Source organism: Pedobacter sp. A2324, assembly GCF_059693705.1.
Genome location: NZ_JCASSK010000002.1, coordinates 734,192 through 754,204, shown reverse-complemented (window position 1 = coordinate 754,204; position 20,013 = coordinate 734,192). Strand labels below are relative to the sequence as shown.

Below are 20,013 nucleotides of genomic sequence, written 5' to 3'. Positions count from 1 at the left end.
AACATTTATACATCATGGTGGTCTTATAGTCATTAACTAAACCAAATGAAACGCTGGGCATTCCTATTTTTTACATTTATTACTACTTACTGTGCGGCTCAGGATCCGGCTAAGCAAAAGCAGTTGCAAGCCATACGAACTAATCAATTACCCAAAATTGATGGTGTTTTGGATGATGCCTGCTGGGAGCAGGTGCCTGTTGCCACAGATTTTTTTGAAATCAGACCGGTTCCGGGCCGGGTAGAGAAAAAGGATCGCCGCACAGAGATGAAACTAATATATGACGATGTAGCCATTTACGTTTACGCCCGAATGTACGATGCCCGGGATAGTGTGTCTCATGAACTGGTTTCTCGTGACAATATTGGAAATGCAGATTTCATATCGGTCATTGTGGATCCATTCTACGATAAAATGAATGGCAATGGTTTTTTCGTTACGGCAGCAGGGGTTCAGTTCGATGCTAAATATTCCCAGGTAGGCGATGAAGACCCAAACTGGAACGCGGTGTGGGAAAGTGCAGTTAAAATTGATGATCTGGGCTGGAGCTGTGAAATGAAAATCCCATATTCTGCATTGCGTTTTTCCACTAAGGATGTTCAGAACTGGGGGCTTAATTTCAGCAGGAGAATACAGCGCAGCAATACACAAACATTCTGGAACTATGTAAACCCGACGGTAAATGGCTTTATTAATCAGGAAGGTCTTTGGATGGGTGTTAAGGATATTAAGCCCCCACTTAGATTGTCTTTTTCTCCTTATGTATCGGCATATATTAATCATTATCCGGCAAATTTACCTGGTGTAAAAAACACTACTTCAAGGTTTAACGGTGGAATGGACGTGAAATACGGAATCAATAACAGCTTTACCCTCGACATGACATTGGTGCCGGATTTCGGACAGGTACAATCTGATAACCGCATTCTGAACCTTACTCCTTTTGAGGTCAAGTTTAACGAAAACCGGCAGTTTTTTACTGAAGGAACAGAGCTGTTTAATAAGGGAGATTTGTTTTATTCTAAGCGTATTGGTTCAATACCATCTTATTATAATTATTCGGAAGTGAGTGGCAGCGATAAAATTATAAAAGACCAGACGGAGGCGAAGGTATTGAATGCTACCAAAATCTCTGGTAGAACGGCGAGAGGATTAGGAATAGGCATATTTAACGCCATTACCAATAGCATGAAAACAGAGGTTGAAGATGCAAATGGAAATGTAAGGGAAGTAGAAACTCAGCCACTTACCAACTACAATATTCTTGTGTTTGATCAATCCCTTAAAAATAATAGTTCTGCAACCTTTATTAATACCAATGTATTGAGGCAAGGGAGTGCTTATGATGCCAATGTATCAGCGTTGCTTTTCAACCTAAACAACAAAGGGAACAAGTACTTTGTAAATGGTAATGGTAAAATGAGCTATTTAAGGGGAGCTGAAACCAGTACCGGATATAGTTATACCCTTAGGTTTGGAAAGCAGAGCGGTAATTTTACCTGGAGTTATAATCAGGTTTATGCTGACGATAAATTTGATCCATCGGACATGGGCTTTTTTACCAACAATAATTTTCTGGATCAGCGTATTGGCCTGGGCTATAGTGTGTATAAGCCTGGAAAGTGGTACAATGAATGGCAAAGCTGGCTTAACATTAACTATTCAAGGAGGGCAATTCCGGGTGATTTTCAAAGCGCTGGTGTAAACGGTGGATCATACGTACGCTTTAAGAACTTATGGTCGGCTGAAACAGATTTAAGCTATGAGGCTAAAGGCAAGGATTTTTACGAATCGCGAAACGGGCAGGTTTATAATTCCCCTGAGCGTTATGGTATTTCATTATACATTAACCCTAACCGAGCTAAGGCTTATAATTTCGGCGGAAATATCCGCTTTTTTGAACAGCAGCTTTTTGGAGGAAAAGAATATAATCTTTATTTGTTTCAGAATTTCAGGTTAAATGATAAAGTGGCTTTTGGATTAGACCTGAATTATAATCCCAACTTCGACTATGTGAACTGGGCAACCATGCAAGGCGGTCAATCCATTTTTTCGCGGTATGACAGGCGGACAGTAGAGAATTCATTTGACGCGAAGTATACTTTTACCAATCTGATGGGGGTTACGGTTGTGTTGAGGCACTATTGGAGCGACAGGCGAAATAAAGATTTCTTTTTGCTTAAGCAAGATGGCAACCTGGCGGATTATCAGGGTCCTGCATTAACAGGAACAGACCGGAATTATAATGTTTTTAATATTGATCTGATTTACACCTGGCAGTTTGCACCAGGCAGTACACTATCGGTATCATATAAAGATGCTGCTGAGACTTATGATACCTACTATACCCAGCGGTATAATAAGAACCTCGATGGCATTTTGGCTGCTCCTCAAAATAACAGTTTATCGGTGAAGGTTTTATACTATGTAGACTATCTGGATCTGAAGAAAAAACACAGGAAGATTTAAACTTATCTCGGAAAGGTAAAGGCAAAGCCCAGAGCAAGTGTCTGGCTCGCCTGAATTTTATTCGTTCCGGTATCATCATCAAACAGCATCACACCTGTTAAGCTGGTGTTCATGAAACGGTTGATTTTTGCAGTTAAAGCGATATCCAACCTGTGGTCTATCTTTTTTGCCTGAAAATCTTTGTAAGGGATAAACATCGCATACCTGGCTTTCAGATTGGTGTTGGTGAAAATGTCTTTATCAAAAGCCGTAACTACCTGAAACGCCAGCTCATTTTTGATGTTTTTGCCTTTTTCAACTGCATAAACCTCATTTTTATTATCATAAACTGCGGTATCGAGAACAAAAGTTTGACGGGCAGTACCTGTACCAATTCTGGTAGAGAAATATTTTACAGGTTTGTATTCAAAACCGACAGATTCAGTTAAATACCCTGGGGCCATAAATCTTGAGATTAGTACCTGTTGTTCATCCCCGTTGCCATCTCTGTAGTATCTGTAACCACTGTCAAACTGCGATTCAAAGGTTACTGATCCGAAAAAGAACCAGCTTTTCGATAACTGAAAAGATGCTTTGTTATCCCAATAGATGCGGTCGTTTGTTTTCTTTTGCAGCTGATCTTTGTTTTTAATTTTTCCATACTGCAGAATAACCTCGCTCACATAACTGTAACTGTCTTTGCTGTACTCGGCTTTGTAATTAATAAGACCGCCAACTGCTACCGAATTTGTTCCACCACCTTTCCAGTTATTGCTGAATTGTGCCTGGTTTACGTTGATGCCGATATTGGTTTTTGTTTTCCAATAGTTAACCTTCGCATTCACCACCAAAGGCTTAATATTTACCGGTTCAAAATTTAACGGACCCTGTCTGCTGGGCAAAGGACTACGTTTCAACTTGATTTCCATTCCTTTCGTATTGATGGGAACGGTATCAACTTCCTGTGCAAACAAATGAGCTGAGCAAAAACTTAGAATCAGGAATACGGTAGATAAACAGGTCTTCATTACCTACAAAGAAAAAGAAAAATTCGGGAGATAAAAAGCATTTAACAAAATGATTGTCGCACTGACAATTGTAACTCGCTTTAAATGAATTTATAAACTCAGCTTCAACCAGCCGAACCAACTTCCTTTTTTCAGGTATTTTAGATTGCTATCGTTTTGATAGGCTTCTTTCTCAAAAATGATGTTCCTGTAGGCTAAATCGTGGTTTTTAAAGCGAAGCAAATTGATTAAGTAGTTGATGAGGTATAGCAAATAGAACGGTAAAATAAGCAATTCCAGCTGCTGTCTTAAATGGATCCGTTCATGGTTGATTATTTGCCTATCAGCTTTATAACGTTCAGATTTAAGCAGGATAAACGGAAAAATTGCCATTCCTGCTGCGGGTAATCTCTTTACGATAATGATGGGGGCCATCACAGTTTCTCAATAGTTAATTTAGGAAGCGGAGGTAGCTGAAGGGCCCTTGGGTTGATGCGATAACTTCTGTATGCGTTTCTGATAAACACATTAAAAGCGTAGTCATCCGCATCGAGTACAAACTGATAAGTAGGGCGATATTGCTGCATAAAATCAGTTAGCTCGGTATCTTTTATTCCCAATACCTGCTGAACCAGGTTGGCATTGAAGCGGTAATCAATAAGGTCTTCACGATAGTCTTTTTCCAGTATTTTCTGGAGGTGACGGGCATTTCTTCCCTGTCTGCTGAGGAGGTTGTAAATGGCATCAATACCAAGTCCGACTCCGCCATTCCCCAAATTTAGCAGGTCTTTACTACTTCCTTTTAAAATCTGGTAGCGGTATTCCTGTTTCGATTTTTCATAGAGTTCCTGAGGACTTAATCTTTTTTCCTTGATCACCACATCGCGCAGCCGTATACCCAAAGATTTCAACTGAAAATAGGCTGCTGTTTGACCTTTAAAGATGATGGTATCAACACCATAGCCCGATAGTGCTGCCACGAGTGTGTCGCCAGGTATTGCATAAGTACTAAACTCACCCTTGGTGTTATTGTAGAGGCCGTCGCCGGTTCGGATGTTGTAGATGTAAACTTTTGCCAGGCGTTGTTTGGTTTCCTTGTCAATTACAATTCCCTGCACAGGTTTAGTTTGTGCATAAAGCATTGCAGAGCAACCAAAGCAGAAAAAAAGTAAAGCAAAAAGTTTCATTAGTCTACAAAACTACAAATAACTGTAGTGCAATGTTTAGCATTAACATTATTTAACCTTCAGTATTTGTCCGAGTCTGATGCTATCGGCTGTCATTTCGTTTAACATTTTAAGTTCATCAACGGTGAGGTTGAATCGCTTTGCAATGTTGTAAAGCGTATCACCTTTTACAACTGTATAGGTGCCGTCGGCCAAAATTGGCTTTGCACCTGCCGGAGGGGTATCAACAGGTGTAAACTTCTTTTTCTCCTGTGGGATATTTTGATTGATTTCAGTAAATACCCTGTCTTCACGCGCAATTTTTTGTTTCTCACTTTCAGACTGATCATATTGATAGAGCTGATATTTTTCGATCGTATTGATGAGCAGATCTGGGTATCTGGGGTTTGTTGCATAGCCCGCCGTTTTTAATCCCTGCGCCCAGCTTTTATAATCGTTTTTATCTAACTGGAAAAGAAAGCTATAGCGTTTACGTTTTAGAAATTCGGAGTGGTCTTTAAATGATTCCCGGGCATCTTTATAAACCCTGAAGCAGTCATTTTTCTGATCATCATCACGAAAATAGTTTTTGCCCTTCCAATCCGAAGTACATTTAATTCCGAAGTGGTTGTTGGCATATTTGGCAAGATCGCTGTTTCCACTCCCCGATTCCAGAATACCCTGGGCAAGGGTGATGCTAGCCGGAATGCCATATGCATTCATTTCTTCTATGGCTACTGCTTTAAACTCATCAATATAGCTTAGCGTGTTGTAGCTTTTATAGCTGTTATTATTGGCTTTATTTGCTGCTTTTTCAATTTGTTTATTGTTGCTGGAATATTTACGGGAAGCGCCACATGAGCATAAAAATAAAAGAGCAAAGGCTAGTACATATAAGTGAAGGTATGAACGCATGGGTATGGTGGATTGTAAATTTTTGGTAATTGGTTAAATGTAGCGGATTAGTATTTGATTTTTTGACCGGGCTTAAGCCTATTGCTTTTCATGCCATTTTTTTTCATGATTGCTTTCACAGTCGTTCCTTTTTTCTTTGCAATTACACTGAGGTTATCTCCTGGTTTTACAGCGTAAAGTCTGGCCGAGGTTCTTCTTTTCCGGTGATAGGTGGTTGTGGCATATACAGGCTCTACATATCCTTCAGGGCGTTCATCATATTGGTAGAGCTCATATTTTTTAACAAGCGCTACTACCTGGCTGGCCCAGCTCCGGCTTCGGGCATAACCACTGCGTTGGATTCCTCTTGCCCAGCCTTTGTAATCGTACTGATCATATTTGGCGAAGAGGTTGTTGAAAGGTTCGCGTGTTTCCATGATTTCTACGAAATGGCTGTAGGATTCATCCGCACTTTCATAATCCCGGTACGAGGAATGAATTTCTGCGTTATTGTTCGGGCCTTTTACGCCAAAATGGTTATTAAGGTACTGCGCAATCCTGCTGTTTCCGGCCGCCGATTCATGAATGGCCACTGCCAGAATGATACTTGCCGGAATTTTATGGTCGCGCATCAGGCCTTGCGCAAATTCTACATGTTGTGTAATGTAATCTTCTGTGGTTTGTGCCCGGGCGATTATTCCACTTAATAGTAAAAGGCAAAGTGTAAATATATTTTTCATTCTTGATTCTATTAATGTCATTGCAAGGCAAGAAGCAATGGCAACGGTAGTTATTTTTTTCTGATTACAAATAACCCATCCCTAACAGGTAGAATTAATTTTTCAACCCTTTCATCTTCAGCTATTTTATCATTAAAGCTAGTAATATTCCTGGTGTCTTTATCCTGTTTCTCCTGCAGTACTTTTCCACTCCATAGTACATTATCCACAATGATGATTCCACCGGGGCGTACCCGATCAAAAATCATATCGTAATAAGTTCCATTATTTTTTTTATCGGCATCAATGAATACAATGTCAAAAACCTCATTCAGCTGACCAATCGTTTCACCGGCATTTCCCAGGATATATTTAATTTTATCGTTATATGCTGATTTTGCGAAATTGGCGCGAACCATATCTTCCAGTTCAACATTGATATCCAATGTATAGAGCATACCATCGCTGGTTAAACCTTCTACAAGACACAGGGTGGCGTAACCGGTGAAAGTGCCAATCTCCAGGATACGTTTCGGGGAAATCATTTTGCTTAACATGCTTAACACACGTCCCTGGTAGTGGCCGGAAATCATCCTGGGCATTAAAACTTTAAGGTTGGTTTCGCGATCGATGTGATGAAGTAATTCATCTTCAGGCTCGCAATATTGAGTGAGGAGGTATTGTAAATCGTCGTTTATTAAGCTCATGTGTTCGGTTATAAACGGTTGGTTTCCATAAAATATTGTAAAATGATCGTAGCGGCGATGGTATCAACACGCTCTTTATTCTGCCTGTCGGACTTTTTTAAGCCGCTTTGCATGATGGCCTGGTGCGCCATTTTCGAGGTGAAACGTTCGTCTACCCAATGCTGAGGCATAGCAGGAAAAGCTTTTTTGAGTAAGGTAGAGAAGCCCTTTACATGTTGTTTCGAATCAGAATCTGAACCATCCATTTGTTTAGGATCACCCAGTACAAATGCCTCTACGGTTTCAGTTGACAGGTATTTTTTGATATAGTCAATTGCATCTTTCGGATGAACGGTATCGAGGCCTGTTGCGATGATTTGCAGCGGATCTGTAACGGCAATACCGATGCGTTTAGTTCCATAATCGAAGGCGAGAATACGGGCCATATTAATTTTTAAGCTTTAATTGCGGGTAGATCACCTACAGCTGATTTAATTTTAAAAAGCCAAAGGTAAGGTTTTTTACGGAATGGGTTTTTTACCGGCGGCTGTTCCATGCTGCAGGATATAGAGATTTGTGAAATCTGACTCCACCCCTACTCCACATTGACACCGGGGTTTTACGCTAAAAGGTGGAGTTATTTCGGATTATAGTCAGATTAGATGGCACGCTGCCCATCCGCAGCATTAAGGGAAACCAGGCAGAAAGGTAGTTGAAACCCGGGAATTTAAGTGTCTTAGCCAGATAATTTTCTTAGAATCTGCGGTAAGTTCGGATCGCTGAAGCATTGAATATCATATCTATTTCTTATTTTGCACCAAATGCAGTTTAAACAGATCATAGGACAAGACAGAATTAAGCAACAATTGGTTCAAACGGTTAAGGAAAACCGGGTAAGCCATGCGCAGCTTTTTTTGTCGCCCGCAGGCTCAGGCGCTGTTCCTTTGGCTATTGCTTATGCCCAGTACATCAACTGTTTAGATAAGGGAGTTAGTGATAGTTGCGGCGAATGTTCAAGTTGCAGGAAGTATGAAAGGCTCATTCATCCTGATTTGCATTTCTCCTATCCTTTTTTTGCTTCAGCCAGTACAAAAACTGCTGTAGACGTATTGGAAGAATGGAGAGCCATGCTGATGCAGGATACCTATTTTGACATGGATATCTGGCGTTCGAAGCTTGATGCGGCAAATAAACAGGCCAATATTCCGATTGCTGAATGCCATGACATCATTAAAAAATTAAGTTACAAGGCCTTCGAGGCGGAGACAAAGGTTTTGATTATGTGGCTGCCTGAATATCTGGACAAATCGGGCAATGCTTTGCTTAAGCTGATTGAGGAACCACCAGCCAATACCCTTTTCATTCTGATTGCACAAAACCAGGATCAGATATTGACCACAATTCTTTCCCGGACACAGATTGTGAAAATCCCTAAACTCACGGGTGATGAAGTTTCTGGTTATTTGTGTAACAATAGTGGTTTAACTGAACACCAGGCAATAGACTATGCGTTCCTGGCAGATGGCAATCTAATTGAAGCGAAATCGCTTGCTGCAGATGTTCAAACCGATAGTTCGGGCACATTTACCTCATGGTTAAGAATGGGTTTCGGCAATAAAGTGCCGGATTTGGTGGACTTTACTGATGAGGCAGCGAAATGGGGACGTGAGAATCAAAAGAATTTTTTAAAATATGGTGTAAATTATCTGCGCGAATGCTGTTTGATTTTAAGTGGTGCAGAGGCGCTTGTGAAATTACCGCCTCTAACCCTAGATACAGCAAAAAAGTTAAGCACACATGTACTTACCCTGCCAATGGCTGAAGCCATTATTGGTGAGTTGGAAAAGGCACATTACCACATTGAAAGAAATGCAAATCCTAAAATTCTGTTTTTAGATGTATCTTTACAGTTGGTAAAAATTATAAAGTTTAAAACGCTCCCCGCGGGGACTCAATATATATACAATTAGATATGGGATGTGGAAGTTGTTCAACAGGTGGTGGTTGCACCCCTAATGGATGCAAAAGTAATGGCTCATGTGGTACCGGTGGGTGCCAGACTATGGAAGTTCACGATTGGTTATCCAATTTGGATATGCCTTCAAATTATAAACCTTTTCAGGTTACAGAAGTAAAGTTTAAGGGCTCCCGTAAAGAGTTTTTCCTGAACAGCGATAATATTTATCTTGAGATTGGCGAGCTTGTTGCCGTTGAAGGGCCAACCGGAGGATTTGATGTAGGACACGTTTCGCTTACCGGCGAACTGGTTCGGATACAAATGAAACGCCGGAAGACTGCTTTAGATCAGATAACGAAAAAAATATACCGTAAAGCTACCGAAGCTGATGTAGAGAAGTGGAATGCCGCAAAGGGAATGGAGTGGGAAACCATGCACAAAGCCCGTAAGCTGGCATTGGATTTACGCCTGTCGATGAAAATCAGTGATGTTGATTATCAGGCTGATAAAACCAAGGCCACCTTTTTTTACACTGCCGATGGCCGTGTGGATTTCAGGGAGCTGATTAAAAAAATGGCTGAAAATTTCCGTATCCGTATTGAAATGCGCCAGATTGGGATGCGCCAGGAGGCTGGCCGTTTGGGTGGTATCGGATCTTGCGGCAGAGAATTATGCTGCTCTACCTGGTTAACCAACTTCAAAACCGTTTCTACAGCTGCGGCTCGTTATCAGAATCTTTCTTTAAATACGCTGAAGCTAGCCGGACAATGTGGCAAGTTGAAATGCTGTTTGAATTACGAGCTGGATACCTATCTGGATGCACTTAAGGATATTCCTGATCGTATTGAAAATCTGGATACCGAAGCCGGATATGCTCGCCATCAGAAGACCGATATTTTCAAAAAAATCATGTGGTTCAGTTATCAGGGAGACGAAAACTGGATTCCTGTAAAAGCTGCACGCGTAAAAGAGATTATGGCGCTGAACAAGGCCGGTAAGAAAGCTCCGAATCTTAAAGAGGAAGCAGTACAGGTTGCTGCTCCGGTAGTGGTAGAGAAATCATTTGATTACGAAAATGTAGTTGGCCAGGATAGTTTAACGCGTTTGGATGAGCGTTCAAGAGGTAAAAACAACCAGAACAGAAACCAGAAAAACCGTAACCGCAACGACAACAGAAGAGATAAGCCGGCTGACCGCAATGCGGCTCCGAATCAAAAGCCACAAGGACAACAGGCTGGTCAGAAGCCTCAGCAGAACGCCCAGAAGCCTCAGCAAAATGTTCAGAAGAACCAGCAACCAGGCGGAAACAAAGCGCAACCACAGGTTCCTAAACCACAACATGTACAGGGACCAAAACCGCAAGGCAATCACCCTAAACCAGTGCAGCAGCAAAGTCAGAAGCCTGTTCAGCAACCAAACCAGAAACCTGTGGTTAAGGCCGAGGGCGTAGCCTCAACTGATGGAGCTAAGCCTGATCAAAGTAAAAATAAGAACAGAAATAACCGTAGGAAGAACAACAATCGCCGAAATAACAATAATGGCTCAGATAATAAACCTACTACAGCGTAAAGGGTTAATCCTTTCGGGTTGCCTTTTATTGGTGATTACCTTTTTTTCGGGGTGTACCTCTGGCGTTGTCGATAGTAATTTAGAAATTGCCGACCGCAGGTGGACCTACCGTAATCACATTACTACGCCCTTTGAAATTAAGGATATTACCAAGGCATATAATATTTATTTCAAGCTGCGGCATACTGCAGATTACAAATACTCGAACATCTTTATTCTGGTACACTTTAAAGACGGAAAAACGGTATCGACGAAGCGCTATCAGTATAAGCTGGCCAAAAACGATGGTGAATGGTTAGGCAGCGGGTCGGGTAATATTTTTAATTACACATTACCGTTACTAACGAATCACCGTTTTCCACATACCGGAAAGTTCAGTATCGAAATTGAACAGAACATGAGGGACAATCCCCTGCTTGAAGTTAGCGATGCAGGGATCAGGATTGACCAGGGTACATAATATTTCAGATTGTAGAATAAAAGCGTGTGTCTTTTTTAAAGGTATTGCAACAGGCTTTCCAGTTTCATTCCTCTGGATCCTTTGAGCAGTACCAGGTTGTTTTTGATCTGTTTTTCCTCAAGATAGGCAGCCGCCTCTGCCGGTGTTTCAAAGAAAGTCGCCTTAAGTTTTTCTTTAAATGCGAAAAAGTATTTGCCAATTAATATAATCTCATCCAAACCGCTTTTCGTGGCTTGCGTGGCTATAATCTCGTGCTGCTTTTCTGATTCCGGACCTAGTTCGAACATATCACCTAACACGGCAGTTTTTTTATCTGCCGATAACACCGATATATTATTGAGGGCAGCAGACATGCTGCTTGGATTGGCGTTGTAGAAATCGCATATTACCGTATTGTTTTCGGTTTTGGTGAGTTGTGAGCGGTTGTTTTTCGGCTGGTAACCACTGAGGCCCTTGTTGATTTCTTCCTGTGTCATATCAAAGAAATCGCCGATGCAAATGGCGGCCAGGATGTTTTCAAAATTGTAGCTGCCTGTTAAGTTAGTAGTTACCTCTGAGTTGGTGTCGTGGTTTGTCCATTCCACCTCAATAAGTGGATCACTGCTCTTTAAAGTGCCTTTAATGGCGTTCCCGAGTTCTGTACCGTAATAAATCATCTTATTCAGACCGGCAGACGCACTCATCTCCAACAGGTACGCATTGTCTCTGTTAATAAAGGTATAGCCATTGTTCGCCTTAAGGTAGTTATAAAGCTCAGCTTTACCTTTTTTTACACCTTCAAAACCTCCAAAGCCATCTAAATGTGCCATGCCAACATTGGTAATAATGCCATGGGTAGGTTGAGCAATGGTGCATAACAGTTCAATTTCTTTTTGGTGATTGGCGCCCATTTCAATTACGGCCACTTCCACATCGCCGGTAATGGAAAGGATGCTCAAAGGCACTCCGATGTGATTGTTCAGGTTGCCGAAAGTGGCGAATGTTTTATAACGTTCAGACAACACTGCGTTGATCAGTTCTTTACTGGTTGTTTTTCCATTGCTTCCGGTAAGTCCTACAACAGGGATATTTAGTTGTTTCCGGTGAAAGCGTGCCAGATCCTGTAAAGTGGCCAACACATCTTCTACAAGCAAACACTTATCGTTTACAGCATATTGCTCTTCATCCACAACAGCAAATGCAGCACCTTTTTCTATTGCTTGGGCTGCAAACTCATTTGCATTGAAATTATCGCCTTTAAGGGCAAAAAAGATACAGCCATTTGCGATATTTCTGGTGTCGGTAGAAATTACCGGGTGATTAAGGTAGTGGCTGTAAAGGTTTTCGGTCGAGATCATGCTTATTCGTAAAAAATATGCTGTAAAATTAAGCTTTAGCAATAACAAAAAACAAATTTACTACATTAGTTAAAATTATCCCGTTTATGAAGAAAAGCCTTACGCTCAGCTTGTATTTTATTGCTGCCATTTTCAGTGCAAAATCTCAGGTAAAATCACCTGATGAATTTTTGGGTTATGAGTTAGGCTCACATTTCACACCGCACTATAAGGTGGCAGATTATTTCAGGCAAACGGCTTTAGCTTCATCAAACAACATCAGGTTAATTGACTATGGTAAAACCAATGAGGGCAGGCCGCTATTGGTTGCCGTGGTTTCCTCTGCAGAAAATATTGCCAATCTGGAAAAAATTAAAGCCAATAATATACAGCTGTCGCTTGGCAGTAACAATTCACTGGATTTAGCTAAACAGCCTGCTATCGTATGGCTCAGCTATAATGTTCATGGCAATGAAGCAAATTCTACAGAAACATCGATGAAGATGCTTTACACACTTTCTTCAGGCAAAAATGCGCAAGCCAGTGAGTGGTTAAAAAACACCGTTGTAGTGATTGACCCCTGTTTAAATCCTGACGGCAGAGACCGGTATGTAAATTATTTTAACAGCGTTGTGGGTAAAGTCCCTAATCCGGATCCTTCTTCCCGGGAGCATATTGAGCCCTGGCCAGGGGGAAGACCAAATCATTATTATTTTGATTTAAACCGTGACTGGGCATGGCAAACGCAGGTGGAGAGCCAGCAGCGACTTGCATTGTATAACCAGTGGATGCCTCAGGTACATGTGGATTTTCACGAGCAGAGTTATAATGAACCTTATTACTTCGCCCCTGCTGCTGAGCCTGTTCATCAGGATATCACGCCATGGCAAAGGAGCTTTCAGGTAGTAGTGGGTAAAAACAATGCGAAGTATTTCGATGCTGAAGGCTGGGGTTATTTTACCAAAGAACGTTTCGATTTGCTTTATCCTTCTTATGGGGATACCTATCCCCTATATAATGGTGCCATTGGTATGACTTACGAGCAGGGAGGCATCAGGGCCGGGCTTGCCGTGATCACCAAAGATGGCGATACGTTAACATTGAAAGACCGGATTGCACATCATTTTACCACGGGCATGTCTACTGTAGAGGTTTCTTCGGCCAATCACGATAAGCTTTTGAGTGAGTATAAAAAGTATTTTCAACAGGGATTATCGACCTCTCCGGGCATTTATAAAACTTATGTGATTAAGCCAACGAATCTCTCACGCCAGAAAAAGTTAGCCGAGTTGCTGACTAAAAACAAAATTGAGTTTAGTTACGGAGGGGATAAAAGCGGCAAGGCATACGACTATGACAGCCAGAAGGAAGAAAACTTCAGCGTAGGACGTAATGATATCGTTGTTAATGTTCAGCAGCCACGTGCTGTATTGGCCAATGTATTGTTAGAACCTCAAACCCTGGTAACCGACTCAAATACCTATGATATTACTGCCTGGGCACTGCCATACGTTTATGGTTTAAAAGCTTATGCCAGTAAAGAAAGTTTTAAGGGCAAGTTCAATGCGCCAGAGGAGAATAAAACTGCTTCGACTTCTGTGGATAAGCCTTTGGCCTGGTTATTTTCATGGGGGGCATCTGAAGATACACAGGTTTTAATTGCTTTGCAGCGTGAGGGCATCAGGGTTCGCCAGGCCGACCAGCCTTTTACGGTTGCCGGAAAAGATTATCCTGCCGGGACACTTATTGTATTGCGTGTGGAGAATGAAAGGCTGGTAAAGGATGCCAGGAATAAGGTATTGGCTGTTGCGGGTAAGCTGGACAAGCCTGTATTTGCCATTAGCAGTGGTTTTGTTGATAAGGGAAAAGACTTTGGATCCAACGTTTATCCCATTCTTAAGCAACCCAAAATTGCTGTTGTTTCGGGAAATGAAGCTTCTTCCCTGGCTTTTGGTGAGGTGTGGTACTACCTTGAAAAGGATTTAAATCTATCTCCAAGCATTATCACCGCAAAAGACATTAATACTTTAGATATTAATAAGGTGAATACCCTGATCTTGCCGGATGGCAGTTATAACGCTATCATCGGGGATGGTTTAACTGCCTGGTTAAATAAAGGCGGCAGACTGGTTTTAATGGAAGATGCTATTGAAAGTGTTCTGGATAAGAAAGGGTTCGACATTAAAAAGAAGGTTCCTGTAGTTAAAAAGGATGAAAAACCTTCTCCAAGTACCTTGCTGTTTAAAGATAAAGACCGCGATGATTATGAATTGGCTATACCTGGTGCTATATATAAGGTAAGTATGGATGCCACACATCCGTTTTCCTATGGTTTGGGTAAATTTTATTATTCGCTAAAAACAGACAGGAAAATCTATGAGCCCTTTAGTGAGGGCTGGAATGTGGGTCAGCTAAATGACAAGAGCTTAATGGCTGGTGTTGTGGGTAAAAAGGTTAGAGAAGCACTTAAAACCGGGTTGTTGATCGGAGTTCAGGAGTTTGGGCGTGGTCAGGTGGTGTACCTGGCGAATGATCCGTTGTTCAGGAATTTCTGGGAAGGTGGAAAGACATTGTTTGGGAATGTGGTTTTTTGCGGGTATTAATCTTAGATAATTTAAATTTATTCTGCTAAATAAGTATTAGCAATATTAAACTAATCCCTGACATGTGTCGGGGATTTTTTGTTTTGCCTGGTCACTTTTTGGTGATTCAGTCAGGATTATTTCATTTTCAACGTTAGTTCTAACGTCGTTTTAATGTAAATAATTTGTAACAAAGTGCCGAATGGGCTGCCTCTAGCCCTGATTTGTTAAAATATGTTAAAAAAATATTTGGCGGTGTGTATAAGTAACGATACTTTTAACGTAATAATAATCATTAACTAGCCTATTTCTACTATGAAAAAACTTTTACAAAGTTTGTTCATTTTGATGTTCGTTGCTTTAACAGCGACGGCTCAAGATCGAACAATCACAGGAACAGTTACCTCTTCGGATGACAAACAACCCCTTCCGGGAGTAAGTGTTAAGTTACAGGGAGCACAGGGTGGCGCTGTAACTGGTGCAGACGGACGATATTCCATCAGAGTATCAGGGTCTGCCACAGGTTTAACTTTTAGCTATTTAGGATACATAGCTCAAACAGTTTCACTATCTTCCAATTCAATTAACGTTTCATTGGTTCCAGATGCTACCACTTTAAGTGAAGTAACGGTTACTTCGGCTTTAGGGGTGAAGCGATCTGAAAGATCAATTGGTACAGCTCAGCAACAGTTAACCGCTGAAAAGATTAGTCCGACAAAAATTGCGGATATCAACACTGCTATTGCCGGGAAAATTGCCGGTACACAGATCAGTGGTGGTTCCGGAGCTAAATTCGGAACATCAACCATCCGTTTGCGCGGTATCAATACCTTAGGTGGTGGAAATCCGATTTATGTTGTTGATGGTGTAATTACAAGTGCTGATGGTGTTAACCCAGACGACGTTGAAACATTGAACGTTTTAAAGGGTCCAGGTGCTACGGCACTTTATGGTCAACGTGGTTCTGAAGGTGCTATCGTAATTACTACCAAAAAAGCATCTAAAAAATCAGGAATCGGTGTTGATGTAAATCACTCGACTACATTTGAGGAAGTGTACATTTTACCAAAGTATCAAAATGAATATGGCGGTGGTAACGGACAAACCTTCTTGACCTACACTGCTCCAGCAGGTAGCGCAAATTCAGTATTAAATGGTGCCCGTTATTATGATTTCTCAATTGATGAGAGCTGGGGTCCAAAATTTGACGGACAGCCTTATGCACCATGGTATGCTTTCGATCCAACTGATCCGGAATACGGAAAAACCAAACCTTATGTTGCCCAACCAGACAACGTGAAGAATTTCTATGAAACTGGTATAGCGAATAATACTTCGGTAGCATTATCAAAAGCGGGAGATAATTCGACTACACGTTTCTCATTCACTAATTTGACAAGAAGTGGTGTTTCTCCGAATTCAAGCCAACAAAAAAACTGGGTAGTTTTTAATAATACTACCAATTTAAGTGATCGCTTATCGGTAAGTGGAAACTTCAACTACGTTTACGAGAAAAGATTCAATATTCCTAGAGAGGGATATGGAACTCAAACCGCGGGTTCTTTCAACCAGTGGTTTCACAGAGATATCGAAATTGAAAAATTACAAAGATATCAACGTCCAGATGGTACGTTCACTACCTGGAACATTACAGGTCCGAATGATTTGACTCCAAAGTATTGGGATAACCCATATGTTGAGGTTTATAAAAATTTATCCGAAAGCTTTATCCAAAGAATATACGGAAGCGCGAGTGCCACCTATGATATTGGTTCGGGCTTAAAAGCTTCAGTGATTGCCAGAACAAACGTTACCAATATAAATTCAGACGGAAGAACTGCTTCATTTACATTGAATACACCGGCATTCTCAAGTACTTCTACTAAATTCTCAGAAACCAATTATGTTGGAAATCTATCCTATGATAAAGAATTCGGTTCGTTCTCTTTAAGAGCTGCTGTATATGGAGAATTGATGACTCAGGACAACAACAACGTAGCTGTTGGAACTGTGGGTGGATTCATTGTCCCTAATGTATACAATGTATCAAATTCATTGAATGAAAAATCAGCTACTAATTCATTTAGCCGCAGAAAGGTAAATAGTTTATATGCCTACACTACCTTGGGTTATAAAAATTATTTGTTCCTTGATTTGAACATCCGTAACGATGTCACCTCTACCTTGCCAAAATCTAATAATTCATATTGGTATGGTGGTGCTGCAGGTTCATTTGTTTTTTCTGAGTTTACAAAAGATTTTAAAGCATTATCATATGGTAAATTACGTGCATCTTTTGCCCGGGTTGGAACTGATATTGGTGCTTATGGTTTACAAGAAACTTTTCCATTGGCAGCCACCAACTATACAAAAGCTAGCGTAACTTACCCTTCTCAATCAGTTGCAAACCTTATTCCTAACCCTGAGTTAAAGCCAGCTTTATCTACTGCTTACGAAGTTGGTGCAGAAGTTAGGTTTTTCAAGGATCGTTTAAGAGGTGATTTTAACTTTTATACAAGACAGACAAAAGATCAGATCATTAATGTAACTACTCCAGGTTCATCAGGTTATACTCAGCGTACCATTAATGCGGGTAATATCAAGAATTATGGTTATGAAATTACTTTGGGCGGTACGCCAATTAAAACCAGAGATTTCACCTGGAATGCTGATTTTAATATCGGTATAAACAAAAATAAAGTTATTGCTCTAGCTCCTGGTGTAGATAATATTCTGGGTGGTATTGATGGTTCGGCCGGATCGTTTGGATTCGTGGGATCTCCAACGGCTTCATTGAATGCAAAAGTTGGACAACCATCTGGTTTTATCAATGGCCAGGGAATCGTTAAAGATAAAGACGGTAATAGATTAATTGATGATGAAGGATTCTATGTATTGCAGGATAATATGGATTTAGGTAGTATTCTTCCAAAATTCACTGGTGGTTTTGCAACATCATTTAGCTACAAACAATTTACGCTAGGCGGGTCGCTTGATTTCCAAAAAGGTGGAAAACTTCTTTCCTTAACTAAAATGATTACCGCTGGCTCAGGATTGTCTGAAGAAACAGCTGGTTTGAATGATAAAGGTAATCCAAAAAGAGATGATCCTGCTAAAGGTGGTGGTGTGAGATTAGAAGGTGTTAATGCAACAACCGGCGCACCTAACACTATATACGTAGACACGAGAGAGCTTTATGAGACTAAATTGCAAAACGTATTTGAAAACTGGATTTATGATGCTTCTTACGTAAAACTAAGAGAGGTATCGTTAACCTACAGTCTCCCTAAATCACTTTATAAAAAACTTCCTTTCCAAAGAATCGACTTTTCAGTAATCGGTCAGAACTTGTGGTTAATTTATAGTAAAGTAAAAGGAATTGACCCGACAGAATTACAGTCTTCATGGATAGACACGGCTCAACTTCCAGGAACCAGAACAGTTGGTTTTAATGTTAAGTTTTCATTGTAAGTTAAAGGATAAGAAAAATGAAAAATCAAATTAAAAAATATATATTGTTGTTCACCCTAAGTGCAAGTTTGTTTACAGCTTGTAAGAAAGACTTCGGTGATCTAAATACAAATCCAAATACTCCGTTATCTCCCAGCACTAAATTTTTATTCTCAAGTGCGGTTTTAGGAACAAGGGGTGTACCAAATGGTGCAGCGGGTTTATTATATGTTCAACACATGACTGAATTTGTTTATACAAATGAGTCCAGATATCTGTTAACGCAGTATTCGTATGATGGGATTTACGCCGGTCCGCTTCAGGATTTACAAAGAATTATCAAGCTGAATACTGATCCTGCTACAAAAATCACAAAAGAAGTAACAGATAACGGAACCAATGCCAATCAGCTTGGACATGCCAGAATTTTAAAGGCATTTTTAATGCTTCAGATTACTGATAGATGGGGTAACGTTCCATATACTGAGGCTGGCCTTGGATTAGTGAATGTTCAGCCGAAATTTGACACTCAAAAATTCATTTATAATGATTTATTGAAAGAGCTTAAGGAAGCACCGCTACAAATAGTTGCCGCTCAGCCTAATGATCCATTGTTTGGCGGAGATACTGCGAAATGGAAAAAATGGGCTAATTCACTTAGGGCTATTGTGGCTTTAAGAATGATGAAAACTGAAGATGTTGCTATTGCAAAAGTAGCATTTAGTGAAGCTGTAGCTGCAGGTTTGATGACCTCAAATGCAGATAATGCGATCTTTGCTTATCAGGCTAACTCAACATACGAGAGTCCATGGTATACAAACTATGTAAGGAACGGGCGTATCGACTATGGCGTTTCCCAAACTGTAGTGGATAATAACCTCGTTCCTAATAATGACCCAAGGTTGTCGATATTTTCAAGAACAATCGGTACCCCTGCAGTATATAAAGGTATTCCTTATGGTGTTACTGACCAATATACCGCTGGTGTTGATGGTGCCTTGTTAGGAAGAGCAATTTATGCCCAAACATTCCCTCTGCAGTTGACCACTTATGCACAGATGTGTTTCACTATGTCTGAAGCTGCTTTAGAAGGTTGGATTCCAGGCGGTGACGCTGAAATGATCAGCTGGTATATCAAGGGAATTGATGCCTCTATGGATCAATGGTCTGCTGTATCAACGAATCCAATTGTCTCGATCACACCAGCTCAGAAAACTGCATATGAAGCGCAGGCTAATATTGTGTTAACTGCTGCACAAACCCACAATCAGAAATTAGAAAGAATTCAAACTCAGAAATGGTTGAATTTTTATATGAATAATGGTTATGAAGCTTGGGCTGAATGGAGAAGAACAGGATATCCTGTTTTGGTTCCTGCGCGTGATGCTGCAAGTGCTGACAAGCAGATTCCAAGAAGACAAGCGTATCCTAAAACTGAAAGTGATTTAAATAAAGCCAACTATGATGCTGCGGTAGCAGCCCAAGGTCCGGATGTTTTAAGTACACGTTTATGGTGGGATAAGCCATAATATCATTTAGAATTTTCAATATAAAAAGGAGCTTTATTTATAAAGCTCCTTTTTTTTGTGGGTTTTTTTGTGATTTGTCATTCTATCTTATGTTTTATTTCCTTTCAGCTTATGTTAATTGCGATTTTCGGCAGTGAAGTTTTATAAATTTAGCTTAGTTTGGTAAATAATAGGCTGTTTATCTTTAAATTCTACTCTTAAACTGTTTTTTTAGTTGTTTTTGCAGTAAA

15 protein-coding genes are annotated in these 20,013 nt (G+C 40.6%); 7 read left to right on the top strand and 8 right to left on the bottom strand.

What is annotated here, in order from left to right; all coding sequences use genetic code 11:
- Positions 1-45 precede the first annotated feature (45 nt).
- Entirely contained in the window at positions 46-2,469 is a 2,424-nt protein-coding gene (locus AC570I_RS08360) for a DUF5916 domain-containing protein (RefSeq protein WP_497405119.1), read from the top strand.
- A 2-nt stretch (positions 2,470-2,471) separates the two neighbouring features.
- Here AC570I_RS08360 and AC570I_RS08355 read toward each other — a convergent pair whose 3' ends face one another.
- The 7 genes from AC570I_RS08355 to ruvX all read right to left on the bottom strand — a co-directional run bounded on the left by AC570I_RS08355 (position 2,472) and on the right by ruvX (position 7,366).
- Positions 2,472-3,476 carry a DUF3078 domain-containing protein gene (locus AC570I_RS08355; RefSeq protein WP_316799111.1) on the bottom strand — a complete coding sequence of 335 codons (1,005 nt, stop codon included), beginning with the start codon at positions 3,474-3,476 and terminating at the stop codon, positions 2,472-2,474.
- A 90-nt stretch (positions 3,477-3,566) separates the two neighbouring features.
- A complete protein-coding gene (locus AC570I_RS08350) occupies positions 3,567-3,890 on the bottom strand; it encodes a hypothetical protein (protein ID WP_497405118.1) in 324 nt (107 codons plus the stop codon).
- Positions 3,890-4,642, bottom strand: a complete 753-nt coding sequence (locus AC570I_RS08345) for a hypothetical protein (protein WP_047799749.1) — start codon at positions 4,640-4,642, stop codon at positions 3,890-3,892. Before AC570I_RS08345 ends, AC570I_RS08350 begins: the two co-directional genes overlap by 1 nt.
- A gap of 48 nt (positions 4,643-4,690) precedes the next feature.
- Complete coding sequence (locus AC570I_RS08340; protein ID WP_497405117.1) at positions 4,691-5,536, bottom strand: glucosaminidase domain-containing protein; 846 nt, start codon at positions 5,534-5,536, stop codon at positions 4,691-4,693.
- Positions 5,537-5,583: 47 nt separating this feature from the next.
- Complete coding sequence (locus AC570I_RS08335; protein WP_497405116.1) at positions 5,584-6,255, bottom strand: glucosaminidase domain-containing protein; 672 nt, start codon at positions 6,253-6,255, stop codon at positions 5,584-5,586.
- 50 nt (positions 6,256-6,305) lie between these two features.
- Positions 6,306-6,941 (bottom strand): O-methyltransferase, encoded by a 636-nt coding sequence (locus AC570I_RS08330; RefSeq protein ID WP_047799752.1) that lies wholly within the window; start codon positions 6,939-6,941, stop codon positions 6,306-6,308.
- Between the two features lie 8 nt (positions 6,942-6,949).
- Entirely contained in the window at positions 6,950-7,366 is a 417-nt protein-coding gene (ruvX, locus tag AC570I_RS08325) for a Holliday junction resolvase RuvX (RefSeq protein WP_047799753.1), read from the bottom strand.
- 375 nt (positions 7,367-7,741) lie between these two features.
- Between ruvX and AC570I_RS08320 the strand changes: the two genes are divergently transcribed.
- Genes AC570I_RS08320 through AC570I_RS08310 form a run of 3 tightly spaced genes read left to right on the top strand, consistent with a single transcriptional unit; the run spans position 7,742 to position 10,906 of the window.
- Positions 7,742-8,890 carry a DNA polymerase III subunit gene (locus tag AC570I_RS08320; protein ID WP_497405115.1) on the top strand — a complete coding sequence of 383 codons (1,149 nt, stop codon included), beginning with the start codon at positions 7,742-7,744 and terminating at the stop codon, positions 8,888-8,890.
- 2 nt (positions 8,891-8,892) lie between these two features.
- Entirely contained in the window at positions 8,893-10,446 is a 1,554-nt protein-coding gene (locus AC570I_RS08315; protein WP_053058396.1) for a PSP1 domain-containing protein, read from the top strand.
- On the top strand, positions 10,415-10,906 hold the full coding sequence (locus AC570I_RS08310; RefSeq protein ID WP_047799756.1) for a gliding motility lipoprotein GldH: 492 nt from the start codon (positions 10,415-10,417) through the stop codon (positions 10,904-10,906). The genes AC570I_RS08315 and AC570I_RS08310 overlap by 32 nt, the downstream gene beginning before the upstream one ends.
- 35 nt (positions 10,907-10,941) lie before the next feature.
- On the opposite strand, the gene AC570I_RS08305 is transcribed toward AC570I_RS08310, so the two are convergent.
- On the bottom strand, positions 10,942-12,243 hold the full coding sequence (locus AC570I_RS08305; RefSeq protein ID WP_497405114.1) for a UDP-N-acetylmuramoyl-tripeptide--D-alanyl-D-alanine ligase: 1,302 nt from the start codon (positions 12,241-12,243) through the stop codon (positions 10,942-10,944).
- Positions 12,244-12,329: 86 nt separating this feature from the next.
- On the opposite strand from AC570I_RS08305, the gene AC570I_RS08300 reads away from it, so the two are divergent.
- The 3 genes from AC570I_RS08300 to AC570I_RS08290 all read left to right on the top strand — a co-directional run bounded on the left by AC570I_RS08300 (position 12,330) and on the right by AC570I_RS08290 (position 19,783).
- Positions 12,330-14,825 carry a M14 family metallopeptidase gene (locus tag AC570I_RS08300; RefSeq protein WP_497405113.1) on the top strand — a complete coding sequence of 832 codons (2,496 nt, stop codon included), beginning with the start codon at positions 12,330-12,332 and terminating at the stop codon, positions 14,823-14,825.
- A 294-nt stretch (positions 14,826-15,119) separates the two neighbouring features.
- Complete coding sequence (locus tag AC570I_RS08295) at positions 15,120-18,275, top strand: SusC/RagA family TonB-linked outer membrane protein (RefSeq protein ID WP_497405112.1); 3,156 nt, start codon at positions 15,120-15,122, stop codon at positions 18,273-18,275.
- 17 nt (positions 18,276-18,292) lie between these two features.
- Complete coding sequence (locus AC570I_RS08290) at positions 18,293-19,783, top strand: SusD/RagB family nutrient-binding outer membrane lipoprotein (RefSeq protein ID WP_497405111.1); 1,491 nt, start codon at positions 18,293-18,295, stop codon at positions 19,781-19,783.
- The last annotated feature ends 230 nt before the right edge of the window (positions 19,784-20,013 follow it).

Excerpts from the sequence above, each read along its gene's own strand:
- AC570I_RS08360 (WP_497405119.1), top strand. The coding sequence starts at position 46 with ATGAAACGCTGGGCATTCCTATTTTTTACATTTATTACTACTTACTGT.
- AC570I_RS08355 (WP_316799111.1), bottom strand. The coding sequence starts at position 3,476 with ATGAAGACCTGTTTATCTACCGTATTCCTGATTCTAAGTTTTTGCTCA.
- AC570I_RS08350 (WP_497405118.1), bottom strand. The coding sequence starts at position 3,890 with ATGGCCCCCATCATTATCGTAAAGAGATTACCCGCAGCAGGAATGGCA.
- AC570I_RS08345 (WP_047799749.1), bottom strand. The coding sequence starts at position 4,642 with ATGAAACTTTTTGCTTTACTTTTTTTCTGCTTTGGTTGCTCTGCAATG.
- AC570I_RS08340 (WP_497405117.1), bottom strand. The coding sequence starts at position 5,536 with ATGCGTTCATACCTTCACTTATATGTACTAGCCTTTGCTCTTTTATTT.
- AC570I_RS08335 (WP_497405116.1), bottom strand. The coding sequence starts at position 6,255 with ATGAAAAATATATTTACACTTTGCCTTTTACTATTAAGTGGAATAATC.
- AC570I_RS08330 (WP_047799752.1), bottom strand. The coding sequence starts at position 6,941 with ATGAGCTTAATAAACGACGATTTACAATACCTCCTCACTCAATATTGC.
- ruvX (WP_047799753.1), bottom strand. The coding sequence starts at position 7,366 with ATGGCCCGTATTCTCGCCTTCGATTATGGAACTAAACGCATCGGTATT.
- AC570I_RS08320 (WP_497405115.1), top strand. The coding sequence starts at position 7,742 with ATGCAGTTTAAACAGATCATAGGACAAGACAGAATTAAGCAACAATTG.
- AC570I_RS08315 (WP_053058396.1), top strand. The coding sequence starts at position 8,893 with ATGGGATGTGGAAGTTGTTCAACAGGTGGTGGTTGCACCCCTAATGGA.
- AC570I_RS08310 (WP_047799756.1), top strand. The coding sequence starts at position 10,415 with ATGGCTCAGATAATAAACCTACTACAGCGTAAAGGGTTAATCCTTTCG.
- AC570I_RS08305 (WP_497405114.1), bottom strand. The coding sequence starts at position 12,243 with ATGATCTCGACCGAAAACCTTTACAGCCACTACCTTAATCACCCGGTA.
- AC570I_RS08300 (WP_497405113.1), top strand. The coding sequence starts at position 12,330 with ATGAAGAAAAGCCTTACGCTCAGCTTGTATTTTATTGCTGCCATTTTC.
- AC570I_RS08295 (WP_497405112.1), top strand. The coding sequence starts at position 15,120 with ATGAAAAAACTTTTACAAAGTTTGTTCATTTTGATGTTCGTTGCTTTA.
- AC570I_RS08290 (WP_497405111.1), top strand. The coding sequence starts at position 18,293 with ATGAAAAATCAAATTAAAAAATATATATTGTTGTTCACCCTAAGTGCA.